The sequence below is a fragment of the Leptotrichia sp. oral taxon 879 str. F0557 genome, from assembly GCF_000469385.1.
GTDB lineage: Bacteria > Fusobacteriota > Fusobacteriia > Fusobacteriales > Leptotrichiaceae > Leptotrichia > Leptotrichia mesophila.
Genome location: NZ_KI271320.1, coordinates 1 through 15,153, shown reverse-complemented (window position 1 = coordinate 15,153; position 15,153 = coordinate 1). Strand labels below are relative to the sequence as shown.

The window sequence follows — 15,153 nt, the reverse complement described above, 5'->3', positions numbered from 1 at the left end:
ATAGACCACCCCAATATCGAAGGGGACTAAAACAATGAAATCCTTAACGAACGACTCGTAATACGGATATAGACCACCCCAATATCGAAGGGGACTAAAACTTATAACTGTGTTTAATGCGTATTTTAAATGTGATATAGACCATCCCAATATTGAAAAGAGATAAAAAATAAAGTATATTTTGACTTGTATTGATGGGTTATGTTAAAGAATATGGAGGTTAAAAATGAAATTAATTGATGTAAAAACCATAGTTAGTGTTTTTCAGGTAAGTGATATTGAAAAATCATTGTCTTGGTATAAAAAATGGCTTGGAGAACCTGATGTTGTTCCAATGGAAGGAGTTGCTGAATACGAGTTAAATAAGGATGTTTGGTTACAGTTATCGTATGAAGGGACTGAAAAAATTGAAAAAAGTTCTATCATTATTGGGATAGAAGATATAAAAAGTTGTAAGGAAATATTAGGGGATAATGGAATAGAAACTGGTGAAATACAAGATTATGAAGTTGTTCTAGTATTTGATATATATGATCCTGATGGGAACAGAATTTCCTTTGTACAAGAATTGTAAAAAATATAGTTTGTAGTTAAAAAAATTGGGAATCTGAAATGCAGGTAAATTTCATTAACAGTAAAAAATATTTAATAAAAATAACTTTTGAGTGAGAATAAAATTTCAATTCTTGCTCATTTTTTATTGTTTTTTGAATATGGTTGCTTGGTTGTTCTGAAATGCAAATTTTTAGAGATGTTTTAAATTTTTAGGTTGAAAAAAAATAAGAATTATACTATAATAAATAATTATGCGATTAGGCTAACTAGAGCCTAATTTTATTTGACAAAAGAGAGAAAGAAGGAATCGAAATGATAGAAATGATTTTGCCTGATGGTAGTAAGAGACAGTTGGAAAATCCTATGACTGTTGTGGAATTTGCAAAAAGTATTGGGAGCAGTCTTGGGAAGGCAACCGTTGGGGCGATAATTGACGGTGTGCAAGTTGATCCATCTCATATTATTGACAAATCTGGAACAATTGAAATAATTACTAACACAAGTGAAAAAGGGATAGAAATTATAAGACACAGTGCGGCACATATTATGGCTCAGGCTGTGCAAAGACTTTTCCCGAATACAAAGGTTACGATAGGGCCTGTTATTGAAAATGGTTTTTTTTATGACTTTGACCCTGAAAAACCGTTTACAGAAGAAGATTTAGCAAAAATTGAAGAGGAAATGACAAAAATTGTAAAAGAGAATTATGAATTTAAAAGAAGTGAAATGACTGCCGAAGAAGCAAAAAAATTCTTTGCTGAAAAAGGTGAAACTTACAAAGTTGAGATAATTGAAGACCTGGGTGCAGATAAAGTTAGCATTTATCAGCAAGGTGAATTTATAGACTTATGCCGTGGAACACACATTCCATCAACTGGCTACCTAAAAGCATTTAAGCTAATGTCAACAGCAGGAGCTTACTGGCGTGGAGATTCAAACAATAAAATGCTTCAAAGAATTTACGGAGTAGCTTTTGCAACAAAAAAAGAGCTGGATGATTATTTGACAATGATGGAAGAAGCTGAAAAGAGAGACCACAGAAAATTAGGAAAACAGCTTGACTTGTTCTTTGTAGACGAGCATGGACCTGGATTCCCTTTCTTTATGCCAAAAGGTGTGGAATTATTCAATAAATTGCAGGAAATCTGGAGAGTTGAACATAAAAAAAGAGGTTATCAGGAAATAAAAACTCCTATTATGCTAGATAAGGAATTGTGGGAAATTTCTGGACACTGGTTCAATTACCGTGAAAATATGTATACATCAACAATTGATGAAAAAGAGTATGCAATAAAGCCTATGAACTGTCCGGGTTCAATAATTGCCTACAAGAATAACTTGCATTCATACAAGGATTTACCATTGAAATATGGAGAAATGGGGCTTGTTCACAGACACGAATTTAGTGGAGCTTTACATGGACTTATGAGAGTTAGAGCATTTACACAGGATGATGCCCACGTTTTCTGTACGAAAGAGCAAATTGAGGAACAAATTATCGAAATTATTGATTTATATGATAAATTTTACACTGTATTCGGATTTGAATACCACATTGAATTATCGACAAAACCTGATAAAGCAATAGGTTCAGACGAAATATGGGAAATGGCTGAAGCAAACTTGAAATCAGCTTTGGAACATAAAGGAATTAATTACAAGTTAAATCCTGGAGATGGAGCATTCTACGGACCAAAAATCGACTTTAAGATGAAAGATTCAATCGGAAGAATCTGGCAATGTGGAACAATCCAGTTAGACTTTAACCTTCCAGCAAGATTTGAAATGAGCTATATAGGTGCAGATGGTGAAAAACACGAGCCAGTAATGATTCACAGGGCAATGTACGGAAGTTTGGAAAGATTTATTGGAATCTTGATTGAACATTACGCAGGAGCGTTCCCAACTTGGCTAGCGCCAGTACAAGCAAGAATCCTGACAATTTCTGACGAACAGGTGCCTTTCGCAAAAGAATTGTTTACAAAACTTCAAGATGCAGGAATCAGAGTAGAGCTTGACACAAGAGTAGAAAAAATTGGATACAAAATCAGAGAAGCAAACGGAGACCAAAAAATACCAGTTCAACTAATAATTGGTAAAAATGAAGTTGTAAACAACGAAGTAAATGTAAGAAGATTTGGTTCACAAGACAGTAAAAACGTATCAGTTGATGAAATTATCCAAACTTTGAAACAGGAATCTTTTGTTCCGTTTTCAAAATAAAAAATAAGATTAAGTAATTTAACTGATAAATAAAAGTCTTTTTAAAAGTAAAAAAGTTATAATATTATAATAGATGATAGCTTGGATATAGAATTTTGGATTAAGATGTTCAAGTTATTAAAATGGTTGAAGAAATGAAAAATATTAAACTAATGAGGTGATTTTTATGAGAAATGATTATGATGAATTAGAAACTTACAATCATAATAACGATGATTACAACGAATATAACGGACAAATGTCAATGACTTATGACGATTTAAACAGACTTATAATTTCAAAAGTTCGTGGAAGTATGATATGGATGGTAATAGGGCTTCTTATAACTGGCGGTATTGGTTTTATGGTTTATAATGGAGCAATAAAAGAAAATCCTATTGCATATATGATAATAGAGAAATACTGGATATTTCTTATTTTAGAAGTTGTTGCAGTTTTAGCCTTTTCAGCTTTAGTTTATACAGCAAATTCAAGTGTTCTAAAACTTATATTTTTAATATATTCAGCATTAAGCGGATTGACATTTTCAGCTATTGGACTTATTTATGCTCCAGATGTAATTGGTTCAGCATTTTTAGGAACATTGTCAATCTTTGTAGTTTTAGCAATTTATGGATATTTTACTAAGGAAAATTTGACTAGATTTGTGCCATTGCTTACAGCTGGAATAATAGCAATGATATTAGTAAGTGTAGTAAATATGTTTTTAGGAAATAGTGCAATTGATTTGTTTGTGTCAGTATTAGGTGTAATCATTTTTACAGTTTATATTGCAGTTGATGTGAACAGAATAAAAAATAATGTTATTGCCTATGCAGTTCATGAAGATTCTGATATTCTTAACAAAATTGAAATTGTTGGTGCTTTGGAATTATATTTGGATTTTGTAAACTTATTCTTGAGCCTTGTAAGAATTTTAGGAAGAAAAAGATAAAAAATAATTTAATAAAAAATATAAAGGGTTATCTTGGGATTATTAATATTAAAATTGTTAATGCAATCTCGAAATAACTCTTATTCTATTTATTAAAGGGGAAAAATTTGGAAAGTAACAAAAAAATAGAAAATAAAATAGATGTCGAAACAGTCAAGGAAGTAAAAAAATTTATAAATGAAGAAATTTTAGCAAGCAGAATATGGGTATTTTCAGGAATTGCTATTTCAATTTTACTGTGTATGATACTAAAAAACTATATGATTTTTGAATTGGATAACATAATTCAGTCATTAAGAAAATTAAAGGTGCCTGATGTAAAAGGAATATTCTTTATAATTTTATTTATTTTAGAAATTCTGTTTTTATTCATTTTACCAAAAATATTAATAAATAAACAAAAAAAGAATATGAAATCCGCCTTAACAGTCCTGTCGCTAATAATGGGCTTAATTCTTGCAATTTTTTATAGTGAATTTACATTTTTTTCAAGCAAAAAGCCATTGTTGCAGGAATAATGTTTTTACTAACACTGATATTGGCAGTTTTGTTAATAAAAAAAGACATAAAAAATATACAAACTAAGATATTAGAAAAAGTAGAAGAAGGCAATACTGAAATTTTGGAAAAAACAAGATTCTTTTCAGCAATTATGCTGTATTCAGATATTGTAAAAGCTTTAACTATGTATTTTTTGATGATGTTAATAATAAAATAGGCTAATAATTTATTAATAGATATTTTTATGTTTTATATTTTTTCTTTATAAGAAAGATTTATGTAAATCTGGAGCAGTTCATAGAACTTTCGATACACTTATTAAGTGATAATCAGTTAAATATGTTATAATAGGTATTATTGCGAAACAATAGGTATTGTATTTGATACCTTTGTGTCAAAAAGTTAAAAATTATAAAAAAGAATATGTAAGAAAAATAATTTAGAATTTAAGAATAGAAAATTTAAATATTTAGAAATAAATTTTAAGAAAGGATATGATAATGAAAAGAAAAATAGAATGTGTTGAAGAATTTCATAGAATTTATAAACTTGGAAATTCTGACAAGCCAATCGGGAAATTAGAGAATGGACTAGAAAAATTGAGATTTGATTTGATGAAGGAAGAGAATGAGGAATATTTAGAAGCGGCTAAAAGAGGAGATGTTGTGGAAGTTGCAGATGCTCTTGGAGATATGCTTTATATTCTTTGTGGGACAATAATTGAGCATGGGATGCAGGATGTTATTGAGGATGTATTTGAGGAGATTCATCGAAGTAACCTTAGCAAGCTGGATGAAAACGGGAATCCAATTTATCGTGAAGACAGAAAGGTAATAAAAGGACCGAATTATTTTCCGCCAAATCTAAAGAAATTTTTTCAAAAATAAGGAAAATTTGTGAAATAAAGTAAAAAATATGGATAATAACTTGTAAAAATTCATAAAATATGATAAAATAAGTTTCGATATGTAAAAATAATTTTAACTGAATAACGATTTTTTTAAAAGAGTTAAGTTAATATATTATAATAAAAAACAGTAAATGACTGTAAAAAAAATAAAGATGAAAGGAGAACTACTAAAATATTTTAGTAGAGGTGAATAAAGATGCAAAGATGTGAAGTTTTTGGAAAAACAGTAAGCCATGGAAATAGAGTAAGTCACTCTCACAGAGCTACAAAAAGAATTTGGAGGCCAAATTTACAAACAATGCTTCTAACTATTAACAACGAAGAAGTTAGAGTAAGAGTTTGTACAAAAGCTATGAAAACTTTAAAAGGGAAAAATAACGACCAAGTAAAAAAAATCTTGTTAAAGAACAAAGAAACATTAAGCCCTAAAATTTTAAAAGTATTAGCAAAGTAAGTTTTTTATAACTTACTTTTTTGTGTATCCGTAGCTCAACTGGATAGAGCGTCTGACTTCGGATCAGAAGGCTTGGGGTTCGATTCCTCACGGGTACGCCATTTTATGTAAAGAATTATTTAACAGAATAAACAGATATAAGGACTTTGACGTCCCTATCTAAATATTTTTTTGAACAGTTTTAACCTTTAAAATAGGGCTAAAACTGTTTTTAATTAAAAAGTTTTTACAAATTTAAAGTGTATATTGAAAAAAGTTAATAGTATTTCTATTATAGTAATTCTAGTTTAAAATTAAGAGTAAAAGATTAGGCTGTATCTTAATCCATTGTTTTTTTATATATTTTTATTCTAGATTTTAAATAGATTTACTATAATGATGAAAAACAGATATGTGAAGGTGAAAAGATGAAAATAAAAAAAGAAAATTTAATTTTTAGATTTGCAACTGAAGAAGATGCTGAAAAATTTTAAAAATTTATAAACCGTATATTGAAAATACTACTATTACATTTGAGTATGAAGTGCCTTCAGTTGAGGAATTTAAAGGCAGAATAAAAGAAGTTTCAGAGAAATATCCGTATATTGTCTGTGAATGTGGAAATAAGATTGCTGGTTATGCCTATGCTTATAAAATTTGGACTAGGGCTGCTTATCAGTGGGATGCGGAGCTTTCTGTCTATACTGATGAAAAATTTTATGGAAATGGAATTGGGAAAAAGTTATATAAAATTTTGATTGAAATATTGAAGTTACAGAATGTTGTAAATGTTTATGGACTTGTAACTTATCCTAATGAAAATAGCGAGAAATTACACAATTACTTTGGATTTAAAAAGGCTGCGTATTTTGAAAATTCAGGGTATAAATTTGGAAAATGGATTGGTGTTACCTGGTTTGAAAAGGCTATTAATGAGCATTTTGATAATCCTAAGCCAGTTAGAAAAGTGTCAGAAATTGATGAAGAGAAAGTGCGAAGAATACTAAAATCAGTCTAAAAGAAATTTTTCCGAAAATTTACGTGATTCTTATTTAAAAAATAATAGAAAAATAGTGTATTGTATGCTATAATACTTAAATGACTAAAGAAAAAGGAAAGGAAGACAGATAATGGGATTATTTAGAACTCACAAGAAAGCAATTCAAATTATTTCTGCAGTTATGATAGGAATATTTGGAATATCAATGCTTGTAACAGGTATATTGTTCCTAAAAAATAACGTATTTGGAGCTATGAACCACAGGGAAGTGATTGCGACAGTCAATGGAACAAAAATTTACCGTGATGATTTTGACAGGGAGAACTATGGACTAAAGTCTCAGCTTAATGAAATAAATCAGCAGAAGATACAACAATTGTCACAAGCTGGAGTAAGTACGGAAAATATAAAGAATATTCCTGATAATATTATAGATGAGTATGTTTTACAGCTTATGATTAATAAGGAAGTGCTACTTTCATCAGCTCATAATTTAGGAATAAAAGTAAGTGGATCTGAAATAAACAAGGAATTTGACAATTATCAGAAACAGTCTCAAATGAACAGAAAAGAATTTTCTGATCACTTAAGAAAAAGAGGTTATAACATAACTTCTTTTAAAAAGGCGATAAAAGACGAAAAGATAATTGGGAAAATGAGAGAAAAGATATTTTCAAATGACAAAGTTACAGATGAAGAAATTAAAAAAGCATATGAGAGAAATAAATATTCTAGAGCTTTTTTAAATAGGGACTTTGAAGATGTGAAGGAAGAAATTAAGGAAAATATGACACAAGATAAGAATATCATGATTCTAAATTCATACATTGCAAAGGCTAAGGAAAAAACTAAAATTGCATTTAAGGACAAGAAATTTGAAAAAATGTATGCTAATATGACAGCAGCTGTAGCGCAAAATGGAGATTACAAATATACAAATGAAGCTGTAAATGAGCAGTTGGTAAATCTTGTTTCACAGACTCAGCAAGGATACTCAGATAAGGCTGTAAACGAATTAAAAGCAACATTGAAGACAAATCTTGATAAATTTGTAAAAATTTCTAACAAGGCAAAGGCGGCAGGAATAAAAGCCGATCCGGAACTAACAGGCGTGGAGCAGCTAAGAGATTATTCACAAAAATATTATAATTACTTGATTGATACGTATAAGCCTGATGAAGCTGCATTGCAGGCAAAATTTAATGCGAATAAAAATAACTACAATATTCCTAACAGTATAGGCGGTTATGTAATTGGAGAAGAATATCAGGCAGGAGATGGAGATTTTGAAACAGCCAAGAAACAAGCTCAAGATATAATGAAAACAACAAATAAAGATAACTTTGCAGCTAAAGCAAAAGAATTTTCAAAAGATCCAGGATCAGCAAACAACGGTGGAAGTTTAGGAGAAACAGCCGATCTTTCACAACTTGTACCTGAATTTGCAAATGCGGTTAAGAGCGGGAAGGCAGGAGACATTGTTGGACCAATAAAAACTCAATTTGGATACCATATTATATATATTCAAAGTAAAGATGCAAATAACGAAAATGTTGCAAAAGTTAGCCATATTCTAATAACACCAACTATTTCTGAAGCTTCAAAACAAAAAATTATTAAAAAAGTTAATGAGCTGAAAGCAGAAATTGAAAGTGGAAAAGTTACGTGGAGCACAGTAGAAAAACAAGATAAATATAAATTTAGCGTAAAAGAAAGATTCACAAAAATGGTTAAATCAGATGCGATTCCAGGAATTGGAAAAAACGATGAACTGATGAACCAGATATTTGCGCTGAAAAAAAATAGAATTCTTGAAAGAAATGATGCTTCAGGATACTATCTGATAACAAAAACATCCGAAATACCATTTACACAGGCAACATTTGAAAATTCGAAAGAACGTGTAAGGCTGGAACTGGCACATGAATATGCAGACAAGGAATTAGAAATTTTATAAAATATATTCTAAAATTTTTTCAATTTATAGTTTAATAAAAAAATTTGGTTTTTTATAAATTTAAATAAATATGTTTTCAGAAACTGTTTCAAGTATAAAAATATTTGGGGCAGTTTTTATTTTATTTTTTTAAAAAAGGAGTTAAGAAGATGGGATATGTTGAAATTCTGGAAAGTGTTGATAAAAAGATAATTGTAGAGGAAAAGGGGTTAAAAATAACAGAAGATGCCTTATTACTATCTAATTTTTTAAGAAAATACTTTAGTAAAAAAAATAAAGATTTGAAGAATAAAAAAAGCGTAATTTTAGAAATAGGAGCAGGACAGGGAATAATGAGCCTATTAATTTCAGAAATTGATGTGTTGGAGAAAATTATTGCAGTTGAGGTACAGAAAGATGTGTATGAAATATTAGAAAAAAATATTGAAATAAATAATTTGAATAAAAAAATAATCCCATTAAATAAGAATATAAAAAATATTAATGGGAAATATGATTTTATTTTTTCGAATCCGCCATATAAAAAAATTAATTCTGGAAAATTGTCTAAAAACAAATCAGAGTGCATTAGTAAATATGAAATTTTACTCACATTGGAAGAACTTTTTAAAGAAATTCGAAGACTTTTGAACAATCATGGAGAATTTTTTGTAATTGTTCCAAATAGTAGGTTAAATGATGTATTCAAATACATTTATGAAAATAATATGAACATTCTCTCAATTGAAATAAATAGGTATAAAAAAATGGATCTGGTTATAGTAAATGGGAAAAAAGGAGGAAAAATAAAGTCGGAAATTAAAATTGATTTTTTTTAATATCTATACGACATTCAATAGATATGATTTTAGAGAAAAAAGAGGCATTAGCCTCTTTATATTTTGCTTTCCAGCGCTTCCTTTACAACCTCTCTATCATCAAAATAAATTTTTTCAGTTCCGACTATCTGATATGTTTCATGTCCTTTTCCAGCAATTAGGAGACTATCGCCTTTTTCAAGCATTCTTGTTGCATATTTTATAGCCTTTTCTCTGTCAGCGATGATAAGGTATTTGTCAAAAGGGAATTTTTCACCTATAAGCCCTTTTTCTATGTCTGCTAGAATTTTTGTAGGATTTTCTGTACGTGGATTATCTGAAGTTAAGATAATGAAATCGCTGAATTTCGTAGCGGCTTGTGCCATTTTTGGACGTTTTTCATGATCTCTGTCACCACCTGCACCAAATACTGTAATTACACGGTTATCAGTAATCTGTTTTAGAGTCTTTCCAACATTCAGAAGACCATCATCAGTATGCGCAAAGTCCACTACAATCCTTACATCTAAATCATTCTTTATTGTTTCAAATCTTCCAGGAACTGCTGGCATAGTTTCCAGCTTTCTGGTAATTGTATCCATCTCTATTCCTAGCGATAGTACTGAAGCTACACAGCCAAGAAGGTTATACAAGTTATATTCTCCAACTAAGTCTATTTCAATTCTGTATACTTCTTGTGTATTTTTCAGATTTTTTCCAAATTTTTCAAGAAAATTTCTAAGATTTATTTTTACTTTCATTCCATTATTTGTATAATTCAGAATATCTCCCCATATATCAGCATTTTCATCTTTTACACTTATTGAAATATAGTTTTTTCCATTTTTTTCAGAATAAATATTTGCCCCGTGTTCATCATCAATATTGATTACTCCGATACCGTTATGATTTTTATCATTTCTTAGCATTGAAAATATTTTTTTCTTAGCATTAAAATAGTTTTCCATTGTCTTGTGAAAGTCCAAATGATCTTGAGTTAAGTTTGTAAAAATTACAGAATCAAATTTTAACATGTCAACACGTCCGATTTCAAGGGCATGCGAACTTACTTCCATTATGAAGTAGTCAGCCCCACTTTTTACACTTTTGTCAATCAACTTTATTAACTCAAGCGATTCGGGAGTTGTATTTACTGTTTCAAATTCTTCATCAAGAATACGATTTCCAGTTGTCCCTATTCTAGCAGTTTTTTCCAAGATATTTTCAAGAACAAAACTTGATGTAGTTTTTCCGTTTGTTCCTGTAATTCCAATGATTTTTATTTTATTTTGCGGATAGCTATAGTAGTTTGAAGCGATTATTCCAAGCTTTTTTCGTATATTTTCAACTTGTATGAAAGTTACATCATCAATATTTTTGTATTGCCCTGTGTCAGTATCTTTTTCGGAAATAACCATTTTTGCACCGTTATTAATGGCTTTCTGAATAAAGTCATGTCCATCCACGATGCTTCCTGTCATTGCTACGAAAACAAAATCTTTTTCAATTTTGCGTGAATCATATTCGATGCCTTTTATCTCAAAACTTTTTCCCTCTTTAAGTGTTTTGTACTCCACATCTTTAAATATTTTATACATTTTTTACTCTCCTCTCCTCTTTTTTAAGAATTTTTATTGTAATGCCAAAATCTTTTCCTAAGTTAAATCTCATACTATGGAGTTTATCTTAACTCGGGTATTAAGGATAAAAAATTTTAGACATACAAAATCCGCTTTGAAACCAAACTCAAAAAACTATACTGTTTTTCCCTTAAGCAGTAAATATATTCTGATTTTTACAGTTTGATTTTGAAGCGGTTGAATATTCTCAAATTTGTTTATAATATATTTTATCATTTTAATTGAAAAAAATCTACTGTTAAAGAAATATCTAAGATTTATACTAAACATACCTATTGAAAATCTTAGTGATGACAAATATCTAGGACATAAAAATTTTCTTTAATCTTTATGATTAAATAACTTGAAAATGAGTTTAAAGAGTGGTATAATTCAGTTAGGAAGAAAAGATATTATGATAAATTTTAGGAGGATATAACCGAATGGCTAAAAAAACTTTAAAAGATTTAGATGTAAAAGGTAAAAAAGTATTAGTAAGAGTTGATTTCAATGTACCAATAAAAGATGGAGTTATTACAAATGATAATAGAATTACAGCAGCACTTCCAACTTTGAAATACATTTTGGAAAATGGTGGAAAAGTAATTGCATTCTCTCACCTAGGGAAAGTAAAAGAAGAAGCTGATAAAGCATCAAAAACTTTAGCGCCAGTTGCAAAAAGATTAGAAGAACTTTTAGGAAAACCAGTTAAATTTGTTCCAGAAACAAGAGGAGCAGCTTTAGAAAAAGCAGTTGCTGAGTTAAAAGATGGAGAAATTCTAATGTTTGAAAATACTAGATTTGAAGACTTAGACGGTAAAAAAGAATCTAAAAATGATCCTGAATTAGGTAAATACTGGGCATCACTTGGAGATGTATTCGTAAATGACGCATTCGGGACTGCACATAGAGCACACGCTTCAAATGTAGGAATTGCTTCAAATATAAAAGAGTCCGCAGTAGGATTCCTTGTAGAAAAAGAAATTGAATTTATCGGTGGAGCAGTTGACAATCCTGAAAGACCATTAGTTGCTATTTTAGGTGGAGCAAAAGTTTCTGATAAAATTGGTGTAATCGAAAACTTATTGGATAAAGCTGATAAAGTAATCATTGGTGGAGGAATGATGTTCACTTTCTTAAAAGCTGAAGGTAAAAACACAGGTTCTTCATTATTAGAAGCTGACAAAGTGGAATTAGCCGCTTCATTGATCAAAAAAGCTAAAGAAAAAAATGTTGAATTGCTATTACCAATTGACACAGTTGTAGCAAAAGAATTTAAAAATGATACAGAATTTAAAACAGTTTCTGTAGACGCTATCGAAGATGGATGGATGGGATTAGATATAGGAGAAGCATCTATTAAATTATTCTCAGACGCTCTAGTTGGTGCAAAAACAGTAGTATGGAACGGACCAATGGGAGTATTTGAAATGGAAAACTTCGCAAAAGGAACAATTGGTGTATGTAAAGCAATCGCAGAATTATCTGGAGCTAAGACAATCATCGGTGGTGGAGATTCAGCAGCAGCAGCTATCCAATTAGGATTTGCTGACAAATTCTCACATATTTCAACTGGAGGAGGAGCATCGCTTGAATACTTGGAAGGAAAAGTATTGCCAGGAGTAGATGCAATTTCAGAAAAATAATAACTATAATAACTAACTTAATTGACTAATTAATTTAGTTAACTAAAAATAATTTTTTCATTTTAATCACGAAATGGCTGTCTTGAAATTAATTTTTTGAGATAGTCATTTTTATTTTTAAATGAATTTGGTATAAGTAAGATTATTAATAGTAAATATTTTATACAAATGAAGGAAAAATACATATAATACTATTTTTCATTTAAATATTAGGTTTATATTTTTTATTAAAAAAGTTTGTAATAAATTTGTTATTTAAATAAAGTTTAGTATGAAAAAAATAATTTTTTAAAAAATTGAAACATATCTTAAATTATGTTATAATTAAAATTGATTTTAAAATTAAAGAAGGAGGAAAGTATAAGTTTAATTATACAAAGTAAAAATGGATAAAAATTCAATTGGGGTAATATTAATTTATGTAGCATTTATGGCAATATTAATTTTACCAACATATTTTGCGAACAAGAAAAAGAAAAAACAAAAAGCTGAATTGCTGGAAAATTTGAAAGTCGGAGATAAAATAACGACAGTTGGAGGTATACAGGGAACTATTGTAAATATTTTAACAGAAACTGTAGAAATGAAAATAGATAAGAATGCTAGAATGACAGTTCTAAAGTCTGCAGTAGACAAAATCGAAAAAAAATAAAATTGGTATTAGATATTATAATAAAAAAATAGGAGGAAAAAAATGAAAAGAATATTGTTATTACTATTACTTTTTGTGAGTGCGATTACATTTTCTGATACTTTGAAAAATATATCATACAATAATGGAAAAGTTATAGGAACATTTAGAGAAAATAAGCAAATTATGCCAAATGCATCAGTTACAAAACTAGGAAATGAAGATATTTTAATGCTAAGTTTTCCAGACAGTGAAATGGAAAGCAATGTTCAGGCATTTATTAATCAAAATGACCAGTATATAAGCAAAGTTTATACAACTCAAAGAAATGGAATGGTTGTTGTTTACGTTTACTTAAAACCATCTGTAACTTATCAGGTTGTAAGTAGAACTGGACAATTTCAAGTAACGTTAGATGGCGGAAAAACAGCATCAAGAAATAATAATTCACAAACATCAAGATATAATACAACAACACAAAGTCAATCAACTGCTAATACACAAACAGCACAAACGCAAACACAAAGACAGTCAAATACTTATACTCCCACTGGAAATAAAAAGTATACGATTGTTGTAGATCCAGGACATGGTGGACATGATTCAGGAGCAAGAGGAAACGGTTACAATGAAAAAGATATAGCGTTACAGGTAGCAACAAGACTGGCTAATAATTTGAGACAGGATTACAATGTTATTATGACAAGAAATTCAGACTTTTTTGTACCATTAGATACAAGAGCAAAAATTGGAAATGATGCGAATGCAGACTTTTTTATAAGTATCCATTTGAACTCAAGTTCAAGTTCGTCAGCAAACGGAACAGAAGTATTTTACTTTAGCAAAAAAGATCAAGGAAGTTATGCTGCACAAGTTGCAAAATTTGAAAATAGAGTTGATGGAAGTTATGGAGATGTGCCATTTTCAGACTTTATCTTAAATGATATTTTTTATAGAAAAAATCAAAAAACAAGTCAAGCTATAGCAGAATCTGTACTGGACGGACTTATAAATTTAACAGGGCTTAGAAGAAGAGGAGTTTTTGGAGCAAACTTTGCAGTGCTTCGTGGAAGTAACTCACCATCAATACTTGTAGAATTAGGATTTATGAATAATTATTCTGATTTATCACACTATTTGACACCAGAAGGTCAAGAAAGCGCAGCAAGCACTATTGGTGATGCAATAAGAAAATATTTTAAATAATGCAAAGTAGCATAGGAGAAATTTATGCAAAAAAAAACAAAAGAGAAAAAACCTAAAAGAAAAAAAGGGCTTTTGAATAGTAATTTCTTTGTGATATTACTTCTTCTGGTAACAGTTGCAGTAGTTGCAATAAATCGTTATGATAACGAGCATAAAAGCAAAATTCATGTAGATGTAGATAAGAATTTGGTGCAGGAAACAACACAGGAAGAAGAAACGCAGAATAAAATTTCTATTTTTGTATATGATCCTGCAACAAGGACAGTTAACGAGAGGGAAATTACAGTCCCACGACAAATGAACCTTATAGAAGGTGATTTTATAAACGGAATCATAAGAAATTCCAATTATATTACAGAAGATATGAAATTTAGAAGCGCATATAATCTTAGAATTGATAATGTAAATACAACAGTTGTGAAATTAAATGCATCATTTGCTAATTTAAAAAAAGATGCCGAATTATATAATGGATTTTCTCAGGCTGTGACAAATACAATATTAAAAAACTTTCCAAATATTCAAAGTGTATTAATTCAGATAGATGGAGAAACAAATACAAGATAATCTATTAATTAAAAATTAATAAAGGAATAGCTATTGCAATATCTAGTAATAATCTAGATATCGCAATAGTTTTTTTTTACAGTTTAATTAAACTTTTTCTATTTTATATATGTCTAAATTATTTTGATTAATTATTTATATCATAGATTGTATAATATATTGCGACAAACTAAA

The 15,153-nt window shown here is 29.4% G+C and carries 15 protein-coding genes and 1 tRNA gene; 15 read left to right on the top strand and 1 reads right to left on the bottom strand.

The genetic code is table 11. From position 1 onward, the window contains the following. The first annotated feature begins 226 nt into the window (after positions 1-226). From HMPREF1552_RS05210 to HMPREF1552_RS05165, 11 genes are all read left to right on the top strand, one after another. A complete protein-coding gene (locus tag HMPREF1552_RS05210) occupies positions 227-574 on the top strand; it encodes a VOC family protein (protein ID WP_021744060.1) in 348 nt (115 codons plus the stop codon). Positions 575-867: 293 nt separating this feature from the next. Further along, positions 868-2,778: a threonine--tRNA ligase gene (thrS, locus tag HMPREF1552_RS05205; RefSeq protein ID WP_021744059.1), complete on the top strand. Its 1,911-nt coding sequence runs from the start codon at positions 868-870 to the stop codon at positions 2,776-2,778. A gap of 166 nt (positions 2,779-2,944) precedes the next feature. Next, a complete protein-coding gene (locus tag HMPREF1552_RS05200) occupies positions 2,945-3,712 on the top strand; it encodes a Bax inhibitor-1/YccA family protein (protein ID WP_021744058.1) in 768 nt (255 codons plus the stop codon). A 107-nt stretch (positions 3,713-3,819) separates the two neighbouring features. Next, on the top strand, positions 3,820-4,230 hold the full coding sequence (locus tag HMPREF1552_RS05195; protein ID WP_021744057.1) for a hypothetical protein: 411 nt from the start codon (positions 3,820-3,822) through the stop codon (positions 4,228-4,230). Further along, positions 4,230-4,430: a hypothetical protein gene (locus HMPREF1552_RS11595; RefSeq protein WP_021744056.1), complete on the top strand. Its 201-nt coding sequence runs from the start codon at positions 4,230-4,232 to the stop codon at positions 4,428-4,430. Before HMPREF1552_RS05195 ends, HMPREF1552_RS11595 begins: the two co-directional genes overlap by 1 nt. A gap of 283 nt (positions 4,431-4,713) precedes the next feature. Continuing rightward, complete coding sequence (locus HMPREF1552_RS05190) at positions 4,714-5,100, top strand: nucleoside triphosphate pyrophosphohydrolase family protein (RefSeq protein WP_039901231.1); 387 nt, start codon at positions 4,714-4,716, stop codon at positions 5,098-5,100. Positions 5,101-5,319: 219 nt separating this feature from the next. Beyond that, on the top strand, positions 5,320-5,577 hold the full coding sequence (rpmB, locus tag HMPREF1552_RS05185; RefSeq protein WP_021744054.1) for a 50S ribosomal protein L28: 258 nt from the start codon (positions 5,320-5,322) through the stop codon (positions 5,575-5,577). Between the two features lie 24 nt (positions 5,578-5,601). Next, positions 5,602-5,678 (top strand) — tRNA-Arg (locus HMPREF1552_RS05180). Between the two features lie 422 nt (positions 5,679-6,100). After that, a complete protein-coding gene (locus HMPREF1552_RS05175) occupies positions 6,101-6,574 on the top strand; it encodes a GNAT family N-acetyltransferase (RefSeq protein ID WP_021744053.1) in 474 nt (157 codons plus the stop codon). Between the two features lie 112 nt (positions 6,575-6,686). Next, a complete protein-coding gene (locus HMPREF1552_RS05170) occupies positions 6,687-8,513 on the top strand; it encodes a peptidylprolyl isomerase (protein WP_021744052.1) in 1,827 nt (608 codons plus the stop codon). Positions 8,514-8,662: 149 nt separating this feature from the next. Beyond that, positions 8,663-9,331: a methyltransferase gene (locus HMPREF1552_RS05165; RefSeq protein ID WP_039901230.1), complete on the top strand. Its 669-nt coding sequence runs from the start codon at positions 8,663-8,665 to the stop codon at positions 9,329-9,331. Positions 9,332-9,387: 56 nt separating this feature from the next. On the opposite strand, the gene HMPREF1552_RS05160 is transcribed toward HMPREF1552_RS05165, so the two are convergent. After that, complete coding sequence (locus HMPREF1552_RS05160; protein WP_021744050.1) at positions 9,388-10,908, bottom strand: UDP-N-acetylmuramoyl-L-alanyl-D-glutamate--2,6-diaminopimelate ligase; 1,521 nt, start codon at positions 10,906-10,908, stop codon at positions 9,388-9,390. A gap of 464 nt (positions 10,909-11,372) precedes the next feature. Between HMPREF1552_RS05160 and pgk the strand changes: the two genes are divergently transcribed. The 4 genes from pgk to HMPREF1552_RS05140 all read left to right on the top strand — a co-directional run bounded on the left by pgk (position 11,373) and on the right by HMPREF1552_RS05140 (position 14,979). Further along, positions 11,373-12,575 (top strand): phosphoglycerate kinase, encoded by a 1,203-nt coding sequence (pgk, locus tag HMPREF1552_RS05155; protein ID WP_021744049.1) that lies wholly within the window; start codon positions 11,373-11,375, stop codon positions 12,573-12,575. Between the two features lie 385 nt (positions 12,576-12,960). Continuing rightward, complete coding sequence (gene yajC / locus HMPREF1552_RS05150) at positions 12,961-13,227, top strand: preprotein translocase subunit YajC (protein ID WP_021744047.1); 267 nt, start codon at positions 12,961-12,963, stop codon at positions 13,225-13,227. A 42-nt stretch (positions 13,228-13,269) separates the two neighbouring features. Next, positions 13,270-14,412: an N-acetylmuramoyl-L-alanine amidase gene (locus HMPREF1552_RS05145; protein WP_021744046.1), complete on the top strand. Its 1,143-nt coding sequence runs from the start codon at positions 13,270-13,272 to the stop codon at positions 14,410-14,412. A 24-nt stretch (positions 14,413-14,436) separates the two neighbouring features. Further along, positions 14,437-14,979, top strand: coding sequence for a GerMN domain-containing protein (locus tag HMPREF1552_RS05140; protein ID WP_021744045.1), 543 nt, complete (start codon positions 14,437-14,439; stop codon positions 14,977-14,979). Positions 14,980-15,153 lie beyond the last annotated feature (174 nt).

What these genes read in the sequence shown, in the direction of transcription:
- HMPREF1552_RS05210 (WP_021744060.1), top strand. Translation starts at nt 227, where the DNA reads ATGAAATTAATTGATGTAAAAACCATAGTTAGTGTTTTTCAGGTAAGT.
- thrS (WP_021744059.1), top strand. Translation starts at nt 868, where the DNA reads ATGATAGAAATGATTTTGCCTGATGGTAGTAAGAGACAGTTGGAAAAT.
- HMPREF1552_RS05200 (WP_021744058.1), top strand. Translation starts at nt 2,945, where the DNA reads ATGAGAAATGATTATGATGAATTAGAAACTTACAATCATAATAACGAT.
- HMPREF1552_RS11595 (WP_021744056.1), top strand. Translation starts at nt 4,230, where the DNA reads ATGTTTTTACTAACACTGATATTGGCAGTTTTGTTAATAAAAAAAGAC.
- HMPREF1552_RS05190 (WP_039901231.1), top strand. Translation starts at nt 4,714, where the DNA reads ATGAAAAGAAAAATAGAATGTGTTGAAGAATTTCATAGAATTTATAAA.
- rpmB (WP_021744054.1), top strand. Translation starts at nt 5,320, where the DNA reads ATGCAAAGATGTGAAGTTTTTGGAAAAACAGTAAGCCATGGAAATAGA.
- HMPREF1552_RS05170 (WP_021744052.1), top strand. Translation starts at nt 6,687, where the DNA reads ATGGGATTATTTAGAACTCACAAGAAAGCAATTCAAATTATTTCTGCA.
- HMPREF1552_RS05165 (WP_039901230.1), top strand. Translation starts at nt 8,663, where the DNA reads ATGGGATATGTTGAAATTCTGGAAAGTGTTGATAAAAAGATAATTGTA.
- HMPREF1552_RS05160 (WP_021744050.1), bottom strand. Translation starts at nt 10,908, where the DNA reads ATGTATAAAATATTTAAAGATGTGGAGTACAAAACACTTAAAGAGGGA.
- pgk (WP_021744049.1), top strand. Translation starts at nt 11,373, where the DNA reads ATGGCTAAAAAAACTTTAAAAGATTTAGATGTAAAAGGTAAAAAAGTA.
- yajC (WP_021744047.1), top strand. Translation starts at nt 12,961, where the DNA reads ATGGATAAAAATTCAATTGGGGTAATATTAATTTATGTAGCATTTATG.
- HMPREF1552_RS05145 (WP_021744046.1), top strand. Translation starts at nt 13,270, where the DNA reads ATGAAAAGAATATTGTTATTACTATTACTTTTTGTGAGTGCGATTACA.
- HMPREF1552_RS05140 (WP_021744045.1), top strand. Translation starts at nt 14,437, where the DNA reads ATGCAAAAAAAAACAAAAGAGAAAAAACCTAAAAGAAAAAAAGGGCTT.